Annotated in this window: 14 protein-coding genes and 1 tRNA gene; 5 read left to right on the forward strand and 10 right to left on the reverse strand. The window is 57.4% G+C overall.

Going from position 1 to position 16,404, the window contains the following annotated elements:
- Positions 1-59 precede the first annotated feature (59 nt).
- Positions 60-1,715 (forward strand): malate dehydrogenase (quinone), encoded by a 1,656-nt coding sequence (gene mqo, locus ABIC80_RS01860; protein ID WP_429175195.1) that lies wholly within the window; start codon positions 60-62, stop codon positions 1,713-1,715.
- A gap of 39 nt (positions 1,716-1,754) precedes the next feature.
- On the opposite strand, the gene ABIC80_RS01865 is transcribed toward mqo, so the two are convergent.
- The 4 genes from ABIC80_RS01865 to ABIC80_RS01880 all read right to left on the reverse strand — a co-directional run bounded on the left by ABIC80_RS01865 (position 1,755) and on the right by ABIC80_RS01880 (position 4,751).
- On the reverse strand, positions 1,755-2,411 hold the full coding sequence (locus ABIC80_RS01865; protein ID WP_094421191.1) for an epoxyqueuosine reductase QueH: 657 nt from the start codon (positions 2,409-2,411) through the stop codon (positions 1,755-1,757).
- A 180-nt stretch (positions 2,412-2,591) separates the two neighbouring features.
- Positions 2,592-2,668 (reverse strand) — tRNA-Pro (locus ABIC80_RS01870).
- A gap of 76 nt (positions 2,669-2,744) precedes the next feature.
- On the reverse strand, positions 2,745-4,505 hold the full coding sequence (yejM, locus tag ABIC80_RS01875; RefSeq protein ID WP_429175198.1) for an LPS biosynthesis-modulating metalloenzyme YejM: 1,761 nt from the start codon (positions 4,503-4,505) through the stop codon (positions 2,745-2,747).
- An 18-nt stretch (positions 4,506-4,523) separates the two neighbouring features.
- Positions 4,524-4,751, reverse strand: a complete 228-nt coding sequence (locus ABIC80_RS01880) for a YejL family protein (protein ID WP_023479697.1) — start codon at positions 4,749-4,751, stop codon at positions 4,524-4,526.
- A 133-nt stretch (positions 4,752-4,884) separates the two neighbouring features.
- Here ABIC80_RS01880 and yejK point away from each other — a divergent pair, with 133 nt between their 5' ends.
- Complete coding sequence (yejK, locus tag ABIC80_RS01885) at positions 4,885-5,892, forward strand: nucleoid-associated protein YejK (protein ID WP_094421096.1); 1,008 nt, start codon at positions 4,885-4,887, stop codon at positions 5,890-5,892.
- A gap of 51 nt (positions 5,893-5,943) precedes the next feature.
- Here yejK and rplY read toward each other — a convergent pair whose 3' ends face one another.
- Positions 5,944-6,228, reverse strand: coding sequence for a 50S ribosomal protein L25 (gene rplY / locus ABIC80_RS01890; protein WP_042713291.1), 285 nt, complete (start codon positions 6,226-6,228; stop codon positions 5,944-5,946).
- 124 nt (positions 6,229-6,352) lie between these two features.
- Positions 6,353-8,113, reverse strand: a complete 1,761-nt coding sequence (locus ABIC80_RS01895; protein ID WP_429175200.1) for a DEAD/DEAH box helicase — start codon at positions 8,111-8,113, stop codon at positions 6,353-6,355.
- Between the two features lie 147 nt (positions 8,114-8,260).
- Between ABIC80_RS01895 and rsuA the strand changes: the two genes are divergently transcribed.
- From rsuA to ABIC80_RS01910, 3 genes are all read left to right on the forward strand, one after another.
- The gene (rsuA, locus tag ABIC80_RS01900) at positions 8,261-8,968 is read left to right on the forward strand and encodes a 16S rRNA pseudouridine(516) synthase RsuA (RefSeq protein ID WP_094421092.1); all 708 of its coding nucleotides are present in this window, start codon (positions 8,261-8,263) and stop codon (positions 8,966-8,968) included.
- Between the two features lie 18 nt (positions 8,969-8,986).
- Complete coding sequence (locus ABIC80_RS01905) at positions 8,987-10,180, forward strand: Bcr/CflA family multidrug efflux MFS transporter (protein WP_094421090.1); 1,194 nt, start codon at positions 8,987-8,989, stop codon at positions 10,178-10,180.
- A gap of 338 nt (positions 10,181-10,518) precedes the next feature.
- The gene (locus ABIC80_RS01910) at positions 10,519-10,863 is read left to right on the forward strand and encodes a YejG family protein (protein ID WP_023479706.1); all 345 of its coding nucleotides are present in this window, start codon (positions 10,519-10,521) and stop codon (positions 10,861-10,863) included.
- Positions 10,864-10,866: 3 nt separating this feature from the next.
- On the opposite strand, the gene yejF is transcribed toward ABIC80_RS01910, so the two are convergent.
- Genes yejF through ABIC80_RS01930 form a run of 4 tightly spaced genes read right to left on the reverse strand, consistent with a single transcriptional unit; the run spans position 10,867 to position 16,400 of the window.
- Positions 10,867-12,456, reverse strand: a complete 1,590-nt coding sequence (gene yejF, locus ABIC80_RS01915; protein ID WP_429175203.1) for a microcin C ABC transporter ATP-binding protein YejF — start codon at positions 12,454-12,456, stop codon at positions 10,867-10,869.
- A complete protein-coding gene (locus ABIC80_RS01920) occupies positions 12,457-13,482 on the reverse strand; it encodes a microcin C ABC transporter permease (RefSeq protein ID WP_094421087.1) in 1,026 nt (341 codons plus the stop codon).
- Positions 13,482-14,582, reverse strand: coding sequence for a microcin C ABC transporter permease YejB (yejB, locus tag ABIC80_RS01925; RefSeq protein WP_263754316.1), 1,101 nt, complete (start codon positions 14,580-14,582; stop codon positions 13,482-13,484). The genes ABIC80_RS01920 and yejB overlap by 1 nt, the downstream gene beginning before the upstream one ends.
- 9 nt (positions 14,583-14,591) lie before the next feature.
- On the reverse strand, positions 14,592-16,400 hold the full coding sequence (locus ABIC80_RS01930) for an extracellular solute-binding protein (protein ID WP_429175206.1): 1,809 nt from the start codon (positions 16,398-16,400) through the stop codon (positions 14,592-14,594).
- Between the last annotated feature and the right edge of the window lie 4 nt (positions 16,401-16,404).

Raw genomic sequence — 16,404 nt, forward strand, 5'->3', positions numbered from 1 at the left:
AACGACTTAACCCTCTATAAATGCGAATAAAGCAGCACTAAAAGTAAGGCAATATCATCATGAAAAGAATGACTGCCAGGCTGTTTTCGATGGCTGTCGGGCTTAATGCTGTCTCAAAAGCAGCAGACGCGTCCGCATCGAAAGAGCAGGAAACAGATGTGCTTTTAATCGGTGGTGGGATCATGAGTGCCACGTTGGGAACCTGGCTTTCGGATCTTGAACCGGACTGGTCAATTACGATGGTGGAGCGTCTCGACGCCCTGGCGCAAGAGAGTTCAAACGGCTGGAATAACGCCGGTACCGGGCATGCCGCCCTGATGGAACTCAACTACACCCCACGCAGCGCGGACGGCTCTGTCAGCATCAAAAAAGCGATTGAGATCAACGAAGCGTTTCGCATCTCTCGCCAGTTCTGGGCGCACCAGGTAAAAAACGGTGTGCTGCGCGACCCGCGCTCCTTTATCAATACCGTGCCGCATATGAGCCTCGTCTGGGGCGACGATAACGTCAACTTCCTGCGCGCGCGCTATAAAGCGTTGCAGCAGTGCTCCCTGTTTCGCGGCATGCGTTATTCCGAAGACCCTGAGCAGATCAAACAGTGGGCACCGCTGGTGATGGAAGGGCGCGATGCCACGCAAAAAATTGCCGCGACCCGCACGGAGATTGGCACCGATGTTAACTTTGGCGAGCTGACGCGCCAGATGATCGGCTCGCTGCAGAAGAAGGCGAACTTCGCCCTGCAGCTGGCGACCGAAGTTCGCGGCTTAAAGCGCAACGCTGACCAGAGCTGGAGCGTGACGCTGCATAACCTGAACAGCGGCGCTGAGCAGGTGATCAAAGCGAAATTTATCTTTATCGGTGCCGGTGGCGCAGCGCTGAAGCTGTTACAGCAATCCGGCATTCCGGAAGCGGCCGATTATGCCGGTTTCCCGGTCGGCGGCCAGTTCCTGGTGGCGGAAGATCCGGCAGTGGTGAATCACCATCTGGCTAAAGTCTACGGTCAGGCGACCGTTGGCGCGCCGCCAATGTCGGTGCCGCATATCGATACGCGCATTATTGATGGCAAACGCGTGCTGCTCTTCGGGCCGTTCGCCACCTTCTCGACGCGTTTTTTGAAAAACGGATCGCTGTGGGATCTGCTGCGCTCAACCAACTCTTCCAATATTTTGCCGATGCTGACGGTCGGGATGACCAACTTCAGCCTGGTGAAATACCTGGTAAACCAGGTGCTGCAAAACGAGGATGACCGCTTTGATGCGCTGCGTGAATACTATCCGCTGGCGCAAAAAGAGGACTGGCGCTTGTGGCAGGCAGGGCAGCGGGTGCAGATTATTAAACGCGAAGCCGGGAAAGGCGGCGTGCTGCGTCTGGGCACCGAAGTGGTAAGCGACAAAGAGGGCACCATTGCCGCGCTGCTTGGCGCGTCGCCGGGTGCCTCAACCGCAGCACCGATCATGCTCGAGCTGATGGAGAAAGTGTTTACCGAGCGCTTCGCTTCAGAGGCCTGGCAAACCAAGCTGCGGGAGATTATTCCCTCCTTTGGCACCGAGCTGAATGGCAATATCGAAGCCGCTGACGCCGAGCTGCGCTACACCAGCGAAATCCTCGGTCTGAAGTGCGATGAATCGATGGTGGCGGATATTACGCCGCCGGTGCAGAAGCCGGTGACGCAACCGCATCACGACGATGGGCAGGTTGCGGATATCGCGCTGTAATGCAAACAATCCCGGTCAGATGGCCGGGATTGTTCATCTCTATTCCTGCTCGTCACCGTAATAGAGCTTGCCGATTTTAATCAGCGGTCGGCCCTGGGATTTACGGTGCAGGTTGCTGTCGCGCAGGGAGTAGACGCAGCCGCAGTACTCTTGCTGATAGAAGCGCTCCCGTTTGCTGATCTCAATCATCCTCGCCGAGCCGCCCTGCTTGCGCCAGTTGTAATCCCAGTAAACCATTTCCGGGTAGTGCCCCGCCGCGCGCTGGCCGCAGTCATTGATTTGCTGCATGTTTTTCCAGCGGGAAATGCCCAGCGAACTGCTGATGGCTTTGAAGCCGTGCTCATGGGCATAGAGCGCCGTGCGCTCAAAGCGCATATCAAAACACATTGTGCAGCGCACGCCGCGCTCAGGCTCCCACTCCATCCCTTTTGCCCGCTCGAACCAGTTGTCGGTATCGTAATCCGCATCGACAAAGGGCACGCCGTGCTTCTCAGCAAAGCGGATATTCTCCTCTTTGCGCAGTTCGTACTCTTTTTGCGGATGAATGTTCGGGTTATAGAAGAAGATGGTGTAGTCGATACCGGAAGCCTGGATCGCTTCCATCACTTCACCCGAGCAGGGCGCGCAACAGGAGTGGAGCAGCAGTTTATCGGCCCCGTTGGGCAGCTGGAGTTGTGGACGATTTAAGTCGGACATAGGTTTCACTCATCATAACAGGCATGAATTTGTCTCTATGTTAACATCCTGATTACGATTTGCTTACCCGTTTGCCAGGCGAAAAGGTTTTTTAACGGGCAAAAAAAAACAGCAAGTTATTTTAACTTGCTGTTTTTTCTCGTCTTGCCGGAATGAAGCAGGCAAGGCGGCGGGGAATTTTGGTCGGCACGAGAGGATTTGAACCTCCGACCCCTGACACCCCATGACAGTGCGCTACCAGGCTGCGCTACGTGCCGACATGTGGCGCTAATACTACCCGTTTCTTGCCTGATTGCAAGTACAGGGCAGGCTGAGTGATTCATAAATAATCAATCAGTTAGCGATAAACCGTTTTTCATCGGTCAGTACCTGCAGCAGTAAACTGAGTTGCGGTTTCTGATCGCGGATCTTCTCGCCCTGCGCATCCCAGGACTTATAGTTGCCGTTCTGATCGAGCACCAGCGTCATCTGCGGCGTGGTAATCGCCAGCGTATTGCTGTTAGCGGCGGTGACCCAGTTGTGGCGGCGCGTGGCGGTAAAGAGATCCTGACCCTGCGAATACTCATTAGCCGGGGTGCTGACATGCAGCAGACGCTGCATCAGGGTGGTCATCACATCCTGATGATCCGTCAGCCTGGTAATACGCTGCGCGGGCGTGCCCGGCCAGTGTACGACCAGCGGCACATGCAGGCGGCTGCGCGACCAGTCGAAGGTCGTGTCCTGTTGATTGGCCGGTATGCCGCGACCGGCGGTGATCACCACTACCGTGTTGTTCATTTTGCCGGAGGCGCGCAGCGCATCCAGCACGCGGGCAATCTGCGCATCGACATCGGCGGCAGCGCGGGTGTACTTACGTGCAAAGCCCGGTGTGTCGATGTCAAACGTCGCGGTACCGTTAAAGGAGACCCATGAGAACCAGCGGGTATCGTCCTGTGCATCATGGGACAGCCATTTGATCCACTGATCGGCCGTCTGCGCATCACTCTGGCTTTTCGCCGGCGGCAGCGAGAAATCTGACAGCAGCGCCTGGCGATTAAGCGGGCTGCTGAAGCCATCTGACGAGAAGAGACCCAGCTGATAGCCCTGATGATTCAGTGCGGTGATCAGCGCGGGCGGAATGCGTGACGACATTACGCCATCCATATAACTCGGCGAAATACCGTAGAAGAGGCCGAAGTAGCCATTATCCGCGTTATTCCCGGCGCTCATATGCTGGGTAAATTTAACATTCTGCCCGGCAAAGCTCGCAAGTTGCGGCATCTGTTTTTCATAACGGGCGTAGTTCAGCCCATCGACGGTAATCAGCAGCACATTCTGCCCGGAACCCATATCGAGATAGCGCAGATCGCTTAACGGATACTGCACCGATACCGCTTCCGGATTGCCTTGCTCCACCAGGCGACGCTGGTAATCCTGCGCATCCAGCAGACCATGTTTTTCAAGGAAGCGTCGCGCGGTCATCGGGTAAGAGAGCGGCAGGTTGGCGCGCTGCATGGTGATCGGGCGATAGAAATTGGCGTCCGCCCAGATATACATCACATGGGTGGCAATAAAGGAGACGAAAAAGAGGGCGGCCACCGGTTTGGCGAAGTGGCGGCGGCGCGTGAGGCTGCGCAGCTTCTGCCAGCTCCATGTCGCGAATAGCATCTCAATCAGCAAAATGACCGGCACGCTGATAAACATCAGCTGCCAGTCGCGGGCCATCTCGTTCTGATCGGGGTTAATGACCAGCTCCCAGACCACCGGATTGAGGTGCAGGTGAAAACGGGTAAAGACTTCGCTGTCGATAAGCAGCAGCGTCATGCCTGCGGTGGCGAGGATCGCCGAGAGCACGCGCATCAGCCGCTGCGACATCACAATAAAGGTCAGCGGGAAGAGGATCAGCAGATAGGTGGCAAACACCACAAAGCTGAAGTGGCCCACCAGGCTCAGCCAGGAGTAAATACGCCCGGAAAGCGTGGTCGGCCAGTCGGCAACAAACAGGTAACGGCTACCGAGCACGATGGACAACAAAATGTTGAACAGCGCGAACCAGTGCCCCCAGCTCACCATCTGGGAGACTTTTTCACGGTAGCGTTGACGATTAGTCACCATAAACTGTTGTGATTTCCCTTAGTGCGCTTTGTCGTCGCCAATGGACGATTGCAGTGCCTTTGCGAACGATGTCGCGATGGCCTGACGCTGCGCGGGGGCGACGCTGCTGTTAATCAGGTTGGTCACCATATTGCCCAGCACCATCAAAGAGAGGTCGGCCGGTGCTTTGTGTTTTTCCAGTACGTTGGCCAGCTCACTGAGCAGTTGTTCAACGTGTTCATCACTGTAGCGGGAGATTTGTGGCATAAATCGAAATCAGTCTGTTCATGAAAGGGCAACATCTTACCGTAGGAAGAGCTTTTTTTCTGCTTTTTTATCAGCAGTTGCACCGCGGCGTTGGTGGTGGTTGAATACCGCCGGTCAAAAAGGAGAGTTTATCATGAGTCTGGACATCAACCAGATTGCCCTGCACCAGCTTATCAAGCGCGATGAGCAAACCCTTGAGCTGGTGCTGCGCGATTCTTTGCTCGAACCCACCCCGCCCGTCGAAGAGATGGTGGCGGAACTGCACCGGGTCTATAGCGCAAAAAGTAAAGCCTATGGCCTGTTTAATGAAGAGAGCGAGCTGGCACAGGCGCTGCGTCTGCAACGCCAGGGCGAAGAGGAGTTTCTGGCCTTCAGCCGCGCGGCGACCGGGCGCTTACGTGATGAACTGGCGAAATACCCCTTTGCCGACGGCGGTATTGTGCTGTTTTGCCACTACCGCTATCTGGCGGTGGAGTATCTGTTGGTGGCGGTGCTGAACAACTTAAGCAGCATGCGCGTCAATGAAAACCTCGATATCAGCTCGACCCATTATCTTGATATCAATCACGCCGATATCGTTGCGCGCGTCGACTTAACCGAGTGGGAAACTAACCCGGAGTCAACGCGTTACCTCACCTTCCTGAAGGGGCGGGTAGGGCGCAAGGTCGCGGACTTCTTTATGGATTTCCTCGGCGCCAGCGAAGGGCTGAACGCAAAAGCGCAGAACCGCGGGCTGTTGCAAGCGGTCGATGATTTTACCGCCCAGGCAGAGCTTGATAAATCCGAGCGTCAAACTGTGCGTCAGCAGGTCTACACCTACTGTAACGAGCAGTTGCAGGCGGGCGAGGAGATTGAGCTGGCGTCGCTCTCAAAAGAGCTGGCGGGCGTAAGCGAAGTGAGCTTTGAAGAGTTTACCGCAGGCCAGGGCTACGAGCTGGAAGAGAGCTTCCCGGCGGATCGCAGCACCCTGCGCCAGTTGACCAAATATGCCGGCAGCGGCGGCGGGTTGACCATCAATTTTGATGCGCTGCTGCTTGGCGAGCGTATCTTCTGGGATCCGGCTACCGACACGCTGACCATTAAAGGCACGCCACCAAACCTGCGCGATCAGTTGCAGCGTCGGCTGAGTGGCGGAAAATAGGCCATAAAAAAACCCCGCCGGAGCGGGGTTTTTTCTTCAACTTGTCAGCGATTACGCGCGAACGAAGTCGATGTGAGTCAGTTTCGGCTTGAACGGGTGACGCTGAACAGCCTGAATCTTAACTTTAACTTCTTTGCCATCGAGAGCCAGGGTCAGAACTTCGCTGTAGAAACCAGGCTTAGTCTGCATGTTCCACACTTTGTCGTGATCCAGTTCGATAGCAACCGGCGCTTCAGTTCCACCGTAGACGATAGCCGGGAACTTGTTCGCGGTGCGCAGGCGGCGGCTCGCACCCTTACCCTGCTCATTACGTACTTCTGCGTTAATAGTAAACATTTGAATCTCTCTTAAATAAATCCTGTTACAGGCGACCCAGCAACAGGCAGATGATCGGCTTTGCGGATGCAAAAGCGGGCGGTATTCTATCCCCTAATGATTGATACAGCAATCAAAAGTGCGCTTAGCCGCGCAATTCATGCGCCCGGCGAAAGCGACCTTCGTAATCAAACACTTTTTCCCGCACCTGCCAGTACTGCCCTTTCATACGTGCGACAACAAAATCGGGATGACGCAGCAGCGCCTGCTGGGCAACGATATCCGCCGCCACAATCCAGCGTAACGGCACGCCGGGCGTGCGCGTATGCGGACGCATAAAGAGCTGCTCAAAGGCGGTGCGCTGCGCCGGGGTCTGCAGGCGAAAGCGCTCGCTGACATCGGCGCCATCTTCATCGTAATAGGTGATTTTCAGCCATTCGCCTTTCTCATCCGCGCCGTGCTGCAATGTCATGCCACTACAGCGCAGCACCAGCGCATCTTTCAGCTTCAGCGCGGCTTTCAGCATATCGTCCGGGTCGACGAGAATCGCATCGCAGCTGCGGCAGCGGCGGGCGGCGATATCATTCTCTGCGTTGCAGTGCGGGCAGTTTTTAAAGCGGAAACGGTAATCGCACTGCTCGCGATGCCCTTCATCATCTTCAAACCAGCCCTGGCAGCGGCGGCCAAAGTGCTCAATCAGCGTGCCGTCAGCAGTGGTTTTCCCCCAGAAAGTATTAGCGAAGCCGCAGCCCGGGCAGAAGACCTGCACCGGCACGTTATCGCTTTTGCCTTTCGGCGCGCCAATCTCCGGGGCGTAGAGGTCATGCGGGTTACCGGCGTAATCCAGAATCAGGCAATCGGTTTTCCCCGGGGCCAGGCGCAGGCCGCGACCGACAATTTGCTGATAGAGGCTGACGGATTCCGTCGGGCGCAAAATGGCAATCAGATCGACATGCGGCGCATCAAAGCCGGTGGTCAGCACTGCGACGTTGACCAGAAAGCGGAACTGCTGCTGTTTGAAAGCCTGAATTAAGGCATCACGCTGCGGGCCGGGCGTTTCGCCGGTGATTAGCGCCGCGTCGTCCGCGGGCAGCAGGCCGGTGATCTCGCGGGCGTGCTCCACCGTGGCGGCAAAAATCATCGCCCCTTTGCGCGTCTGCGCAAACTCAACAATCTGGCTGACAATGTGCGGCGTAATGCGCTTCTGCTTTTTCAGTTCGCGGTTCAGCTCCGCTTCGCTGAACAGGCCGTTACTCTGCGTCTGTAAGCGGCTGAAATCGTACTGCACCACCGGCATATCCAGCCGCTCCGGCGGCGTCAGATAACCGTGTTTGATCATATAGCGCAGCGGCAGTTCATAAATACAGTCGCGGAACAGCGCTTTTTCATCCCCGCGTACCATGCCGTGGTAGTGAAAGCGGTAAATCCACCCTTTGCCAAGACGGAAGGGGGTTGCCGTCAGGCCGAGCAGGCGAATGCGCGGATTCACCTCCTTCAGATGGGAAAGAATTTGCTGATACTGGCTGTCGTCGTCATCGCTGATGCGATGGCACTCATCCACCACCAGCAGGGAGAACTCACCCTGGAACTGATCAAGGTTGCGCGCCACCGACTGCACGCTGCCAAACACCACTTTGCCGTGGCTCTGCTTGCGCTTCAGCCCGGCGGCGAAAATATCTGCGTCCAGCCCAAGGGCGATATATTTGGCGTGGTTCTGCGCAACCAGCTCCTTCACATGTGCCAGTACCAGCACGCGACCGCGCGCCAGCCGCGCCAGCTCGGCAATCACCAGGCTTTTTCCGGCGCCGGTCGGCAGCACAATCACTGCGGGTTCAGCGTGTTGACGAAAATGGGCGAGGGTGGCATCCACCGCTTCGCGTTGGTAGGGGCGTAGCGTAAAAGTCATTGTCTCAACGGCGTTACAGATTGACGGCGGACAGTATGCCACGAAACTTTGCTTTAAGCGGTTTATGATGCTCGTTATACTTCAGGCTGTTCATCTCTTTTGTGGGCGCATTGCCCCCATTCAGCACCATACAGGCCAGAAAATTTCATGCGACTTGATAAGTTTATCGCTCAGCAGCTTGGCGTCAGCCGCGCCATTTCCGGGCGCGAAATCCGCGGCAGCCGTGTTACGGTCAATGGCGAGATCGTTCGCGATGCCGCCTTTAAACTGCAACCGGAACACGAGGTTGAGTACAACGGCAACACCCTCGTTCAGCAGACCGGCCCGCGCTACTTTATGCTGCATAAACCGGAAGGGTACGTCTGTTCTACCGAAGATCCCGATCACCCGACGGTGCTCTACTTCCTCGACGAACCGGTCGCGCACAAGCTTCACGCCGCCGGGCGTCTCGATATCGACACCACCGGTCTGGTGCTGATGACCGATGATGGCCAGTGGTCGCACCGCATTACCTCGCCGCGCCATCACTGCGAAAAGACCTACCTGGTGACGCTGGAGTCGCCTGTTGCAGAGGACACCGCCGAGCAATTTGCCCACGGTGTTCAGCTGCATAATGAAAAAGATCTCACCAAACCCGCCGTGCTGGAGGTGATTACGCCGACGCAGGTGCGCCTGACGATCAGCGAAGGGCGCTATCATCAGGTGAAGCGCATGTTTGCCGCCGTGGGTAACCACGTGGTCGGCCTGCATCGCGAACGCATTGGTGGTATCCGTCTGGATGACGACCTGGCGCCGGGTGAGTACCGCGCGCTTACCGAGGATGAAATTGCCAGCGTTGGCATGCTCACCCGCTAACTTCAGGAGATTGCTGCCGTGACCAGCAGGCCACACTCATCACTGAGTATTGTCTTTATCCTTGGCCTGTTGGCCATGCTGATGCCGTTGTCGATTGATATGTATCTGCCCGCCTTGCCGGTAATTGCCGGGCAGTTCGGCGTACCGGCCGGCAGCGCGCAGATGACCCTGAGCAGCTACATTCTCGGCTTTGCCATCGGCCAGCTCTTCTATGGCCCGATGGCAGACAGCATCGGGCGCAAGCCGGTGATCCTCGGCGGTACGCTGGTGTTCGCCGTCGCGGCGGTTGCCTGCGCGCTGGCGCAGAGTATCGAGCAGCTTATCTTTATGCGCTTTTTGCACGGCCTCGCCGCTGCGGCAGCCAGCGTGGTGATTAACGCCCTGATGCGCGATATCTACCCGCGCGAAGAGTTCTCCCGCATGATGTCCTTTGTCATGCTGGTGACCACCATCGCGCCGCTGCTGGCGCCGATGATTGGCGGCGCGGTGCTGATATGGTTCAACTGGCACGCCATCTTCTGGATCCTCGCGCTGGCGGCGCTGCTGGCATCAGGCATGATCGCCTTTTTCATCCGTGAAACGCTGCCGGTAGAGAAGCGGCATAAGTTCCATTTCCGCACCACCCTTGGCAACTTTGCCTCGCTGTTTCGCCACAAACGCGTGCTCAGCTATATGCTCGCCAGCGGCTTCAGCTTTGCCGGGATGTTCTCCTTCCTCAGCGCCGGGCCGTTTGTCTATATCGAAATCAACCACGTCTCGCCGCAGGACTTTGGCTACTACTTTGCGCTCAATATCGTCTTCCTGTTCATCCTGACCATTATCAACGGCCGCTTTGTGCGCCGGGTTGGCGCGCTGAATATGTTCCGCAGCGGGCTGTGGATCCAGTTCGTGATGGCGTTATGGATGGTGGTGACCGCGCTGCTCGGTGTAGGCTTCTGGGCGCTGGTGGTGGGGGTGGCGGCGTTTGTCGGCTGCGTCACGCTGGTGGCATCGAACGCGATGGCGGTGATCCTCGACGAATTCCCGCACATGGCTGGCACCGCCTCATCGCTGGCGGGGACCTTCCGTTTCGGTATCGGGGCGATTGTCGGCGCGCTGCTGTCGCTGGCGACCTTCAACACCGCCTGGCCGATGATCTGGTCGATGACCTTCTGCGCCACCTGCTCGGTTCTCTTCTATCTCTATGCCAGCCGCACCAAAAAAGCGGCATAAACCTACCTCAACAGGGAGCGTAACCCGCTCCCTCCATTGATGCATATCAAGCAAAAGCCGTTCTCTTTTTGGGCTTTTTGTTTCTTTTATGTAAAATCCTCTCGTGTAAAAAGTCACATCTTTGTAGTGAAAAAGGTTGAGTTAGATCTCATAAACGGGTACATATAGCCGAAAAGTTGGCCTGCCGACGCGTTCATAACATGCTGATAAAAGCGCGGCAAACCCACACACTACGCGGGGTGCAACCTTTTCTCTGCCGCTGGCAGGATGAAATGTGAATAGTGTGTTAATCTAGATGTGAAATATTTGTGAAGTGAAAGTACTTCTGGGGAAAGAAAGTGAATACATTACAGCTCTCAATCATCCACCGTTTGCCCCAGTGCTATCGCTGGCGAGAGGGTTTTGCAGGTGCCAAAGTTGAACCGATTCCGCAAAATGGACATGCGGCGGATGACGCGCTGGTGGCATTAAAATTGCTCAGCCCGGACGGTGATAACGCCTGGCCGGTGATGCATAAACTCAGCCAGGCGCTCAGCGATATCGAAGTCGACTGCTCGGTGGTTGAGTGCGAAGGCGAGCCATGCCTTTTCGTTCACAGCCAGGATGAGTTTGCCGCGACCTGCCGCCTGAAAAACTTCGGCGTTGCCATCGCGGAACCCTTCTCCAACTACAACCCGTTCTGAACCTCAGCTCAGCGACAGCAGCTGGCGTGTATACGCCTGCTGAGGTTCGTCAAACACCCGCCGACACTCGCCCTGTTCCACCACTTCACCCTGTTTGAGCACAATCACCTGGTGGCAGAGGGTGCGCACCAGATGCAGATCGTGACTGATAAAGATATAGGCCAGCCGGTGCGTCTGCTGAAGCGACTTCAGGAGCGCGAGGATCTGCGCCTGCACGGTGCGGTCCAGCGATGAGGTTGGTTCATCCAGAATAATCAGCTCCGGCTTCATAATCAGCGCGCGGGCAATAGCGATACGCTGGCGCTGGCCGCCGGAAAACTCTGCCGGGTAACGCTGGCGCGTCTGCGCATCCAGCCCCACTTCCTGCATCACCTCGATCACCCGCTGCTCGCGGGCTTCGCGCGACAGCTCAGGCTGGTGCACGCGTAGTCCCTCTTCGATAATCTGCTGCACATTGAGGCGCGGATTCAGCGCCGAATTGGGATCCTGAAACACCACCTGAATCCGGTGGCGCACCGGCAGCATCTGCTTGCGGCTCCACTTATGCAGCGGCTTGCCATCGAACAGAATCGTGCCTTCGGCGTTAACCAGCCGCAGCAGCGCAAGGCCGGTGGTGCTTTTCCCGGAGCCGGATTCACCCACCAGCCCCAGCGTTTCACCGGCGCGCAGGGTAAAGGAGATCCCTTTCACCACCGCATTTTGCGCGACAACGCGGCGGAAAATACCTTTACGCACCGGGAAGCTGACGCCGAGTTTTTCCACCTGCAATAGCGGCTGATCGACGGGCGGGAGCGGCACCGGATCGCCGTGCGGCTCGCTGTTGATCAGCTTTTGCGTATAGGGGTGGTTCGGCGCGCTGAACAGGATTTGTGCGCGGTTCTGCTCCACGCAGCGGCCGTTTTGCATCACCGCCACGTTATCCGCCAGTTTGCGCACAATATTCAGGTTATGGGTGATAAACAGCAGCCCCATATTAAGCTCGTCGCGCAGCTCCCGCAGCAGGGTGAGGATCTGCGCCTGCACGGAGACATCCAGCGCGGTGGTCGGTTCATCGGCAATCAGCAGCTCGGGGCGCGTCAGCAGCGCCATGGCGATCATCACACGCTGGCGCTCGCCGCCGGAGAGCTGATGCGGGAAGTCGCCGAGGCGGCTGCGCGCATTACGGATGCCGACGCGATCGAGGCAGTCGAGCATCTCGGCCCGCGCCGCTTCCCGGCGCATTCCCCGGTGCAGGGAGAGCACTTCATAAAGCTGCTTTTCCAGCGTATGCAGCGGGTTGAGGGAGACCATCGGCTCCTGGAAGATCATGGCGATCTTGTTGCCGCGCACGCCGCGCAGGGTGCGCTCGCTGGCATGCAGCAGGGATTCGCCATGAAACAGAATATCGCCCGAGGGATAGATCACTGGCGGCGAGGGGAGCAGGCGCAGAATCGACAGCGCGCTGACGCTCTTGCCGGAGCCAGACTCGCCCACCAGCGCCAGCGTTTCGCCCGCTTCAATACGCAGGGAGAGATCCTCCACCACCGTGCGGGTCGTCGCCTGCTGGCGAAAGGCGATGGTTAACGCGTCAATAGTCAGTAACGGGGAAGCCATTTACACCGCCTTATTAGGATCAAACGCGTCGCGCACCGCTTCGCCGATAAAGATCAGCACCGACAGCAGCAGCGCCGTTGAGACGAACGCCGCGATGCCGAGCCACGGAGCCTGCAAATTATTTTTGCCCTGTAGCAGCAGTTCGCCGAGAGACGGGGAGCCAAGCGGCAGCCCGAAACCGAGAAAATCGAGGGAGGTGAGGGTGCTGACCGAGCCGCTGAGAATAAAGGGGAAGAAGGTGAGCGTCGCCACCATCGCATTAGGCAGCATATGGCGCAGCATAATCGCGCCATCGCTGACGCCCATCGCCTGCGCGGCGCGGATATAGTCAAAATTACGCGTGCGCAGAAACTCGGCGCGCACCACGCTCACCAGCGTCATCCAGCCGAACAGCACGGTAATGCCGAGCAGCCACCAGAAACCGGGCTGGATCACGCTTGAGAGCAAAATAATCAGGAACAGCGTCGGCAGCCCGGACCACACCTCAATAAAGCGCTGGCCGAAGAGATCGATCTTACCGCCGTAGTAGCCCTGCACGGCACCGACCACGATGCCAATGACGCTGGAGCAGAGCGTCAGCAGCAGGCCGAACAGTAAAGAGATGCGCGTGCCGTAGAGAATGCGCGCCAGCACATCGCCGCCGTTGGCGTCGGTGCCGAGCCAGTTTTGCGCCGATGGCGGAGAGGGGAAGGGCTGCGTGGTGGCGTAATTAATGCTGCGCGCGCCGAAACGCACCGGCGCCCACAGCGCCCAGCCGTGCTCGTTAAGCTGTTTTTGCAGCCACGGATCCTGGTAATCTGCGGGTGTGGCAAACGGGCCGCCAAAGTCGCTCTCGCTGTACTCTTTCACCAGTGGCACAAACCACTCGCCCTGGAAGCGCACCAGCAGCGGCTTATCGTTGGCGATCAGCTCCGAGCAGAGGCTCAGGACAAAAATCACGACAAAGATCCATAACGACCAGTATCCACGGCGGTTATGGCGAAAACGCGCCCAGCGCGCCTGGTTAACATAACTGAGTCTGAACATCAGCGCCCCTCGAAATCGATACGCGGATCGACCAGCGTATAGGTGATATCGCTGACAATATTCAGCAGCAGGCCGATAAGGGAGAAGATATAGAGCGTGCCGAACATCACCGGGTAATCCCGCGAGACGGTCGCTTCATAGCCCAGCAGGCCGAGACCGTTGAGGGAGAAGATCACCTCGATCATCAGCGAACCGGTAAAGAACATGCTGACAAAAGTCGCCGGGAATCCGGCGATCACCAGCAGCATGGCGTTGCGAAAGACATGTTTACGCATGATATTGCGCTCGCTCACCCCTTTGGCGCGCGCCGTCACCACGTACTGCTTGCGGATCTCATCGAGAAAGGAGTTTTTGGTGAGCATCGTCAGCGCGGCAAAACCGCCAATCACCGTCGCCAGCACCGGCAGGGTAATGTGCCAGAGATAATCAGCGGCCTGTTTATACCAGGGCAGCGTGGCGAAATCCGTCGATACCAGCCCGCGCAATGGGAAGAAGTCATAATAGCTGCCGCCGGCGAAGAAGATGATCAGCAAAATGGCGAACAGAAACGGCGGAATAGCGTAGCCGACAATAATCAGCGCGCTGCTCCAGATATCAAACCGGCTGCCGCTGTAGACCGCTTTACGTATCCCAAGCGGAATCGACACCAGATAGATAATCAGCGTGCCCCACAGACCAAGGGTGATAGAGACCGGCAGACTCTCTTTGATCAGTTGCAGCACCGAGGCGCTGCGAAACAGGCTGTCGCCGAAATCGAAGCGTGCATAATCCCACAGCATCTTGAAGTAGCGCTCTGAGAGCGGTTTATCAAAGCCGTAGCGCTTTTTGATCTCCTCAATCACCTGCGGGTCGAGGCCGCGCCCGCCGCGATAGTGGCTATCGTTAGTCAGGGCATCGCCGACGCCGGTGCGCGCATGGCCTGCACCCGTTCCCCCTCCGCCAGTGCCGGGCAGCCGCCCCTGATCGCCATACTCAATGGCGGCAATCGCCTGATCGACCGGGCCGCCGGGCGCAATCTGCACGATAAAAAAGTTGATGGTAATAATCGCCCACAGGGTGGGGATCAGCAGCAGTAAGCGGCGAATGAGATAAGCACCCATCCCGTCTCCTTAACGTCTGGCGGCGGGCAGTTTCGCCGCCTTGTTTACGTCATACCACCAGGTATCAAACCCAATTGAGTAGACGGGGCGAATGCCGGGCATGGAGAACTTGTCCCAGTACGCAAGGCGATCGGCCGCCATATACCACATCGGCAGCATGTAATAGTTCCACGTCAGCACGCGATCCAGCGCGCGCCCGAGCGGCAACAGCTTCTCTTTATTCCCCTGCCAGCGGGCAATCTGTTCGAGCAGGGTGTCGATAGCGGGGTTTTTTACCCCCGGCGCATTGTAGGAGGAGTCGATATAGGCAGAGCCCCACGAGATTTGCAGGTCGCCGCTCGGCCACGGCTGCGCGCGCCACAGACGCGGCATCATGTCGTAATCGCGGCTGCGCATGCGGTTGGTCGCCTGTGAGTTATCAACCTGGCGTAACTCCATGGTGATGCCGAGGCGAGCGAGATTGTGCTGGAAGGGCAGCACCCACTGCACATTCCCACCTGAGGGGAGCAGCAGTTCAAAAACAAACGGCTTGCCGGTTTTGGCATTCACCCGCTGCTGGTTTTTCAGCACCCAGCCCGCGTCGTTCAGCAGCTTATCGGCTTTCAGCAGGTTCTGGCGATCGTAGCCGTCGCCGCTTGAGGTCGGCGGGGAGTAGATCTGCGTAAAGACTTCAGGCGGGATCTGATCTTTTAACGGTGCCAGCAGGGTTAGCTCATCGGCATCCGGGTAGTTACGCGCGGCATATTCGGTGTTGATAAAGTAGCTGTCCGCCCGGCTGTAGGCACCATAAAACAGGGCTTTGTTCATCCACTCGAAGTCGAAGGCCAGCGAGACCGCTTCACGTACCCGCCGGTCGGCAAACACCGGGCGCTGGATGTTAAACGCCAGCCAGCGCGCATCCTGCGCCGAGTGGTTGGTCTGTTCATCTTTGACGATATAGCCGCGCGCGAAATTGGTGCCGATATAGCGCGTGGCCCAGTTTTTCGGGCTATCTTCGCTGCGCAGATCGTAAGAGCCAGCTTTAAAGGCTTCAAAGGCGACGTTGTCGTCGAGATAGTAGTCATAGCGAATATTGTTGAAGTTCCAGCGGCCGCGGTTAACCGGCAGGTCGGCAGCCCAGTAATCGCGCACGCGGGTATAGGCAATATACTGCCCCATGCGCCAGCTGCTGATGCGATAAGGCCCGCTGCTCAACGGCGGGCGGGCAAGCGGCTCGCTAAGATTATGATCTTTCCAGAACTTCTCCGGCATCACCGGCAGCGTCAGCAGGCTGAGCATATCCTCTTTGCCCGGCTTCGCCAGCTCAATGCGCACGGTCAACGGCGAAATGGCTTTTACCGTCGTGCCTTTATAGACAATGCGAAACTGCGGCACCCCCTGAGTCATAAACTTCTGGAAGGTGAAGGCGACATCGCTGGCGCGGATCGGCGAGCCGTCATGGAAGCGGGCGCGGGGATTGAGTGAGATCTCCATCCACGAGAAGTCATCAGCATAGCGGGTGGTTTCGGCAATCAGCGGATAGTAGCTGCCAGGCTCATCGTCGGAGGTGGTAAACAGGGCGTCGTACAGCGCATCGGTGCGCACCGCCGGGTTGCCGCGCAGGGCGAAACGGTTGAAGTTATCAAAGGTGCCGATATTGGCGAGCGTCACGTTACCGCCTTTCGGCGCAGCGGGGTTCACATAATCAAAATGGGAAAAATTAACGGCGTATTTCGGTTCGCCGATAATCGCAAAGCTGTCACTCTCTTTAATGGTCTGCGCCTGGCTGGCGAGGGCGATAAACGCCAGTAACAGAGCAACAATGCGCGCACACTTCATTTGC

It is taken from the genome of Kosakonia sp. 1610 (assembly GCF_050435845.1).
GTDB lineage: Bacteria > Pseudomonadota > Gammaproteobacteria > Enterobacterales > Enterobacteriaceae > Kosakonia > Kosakonia cowanii.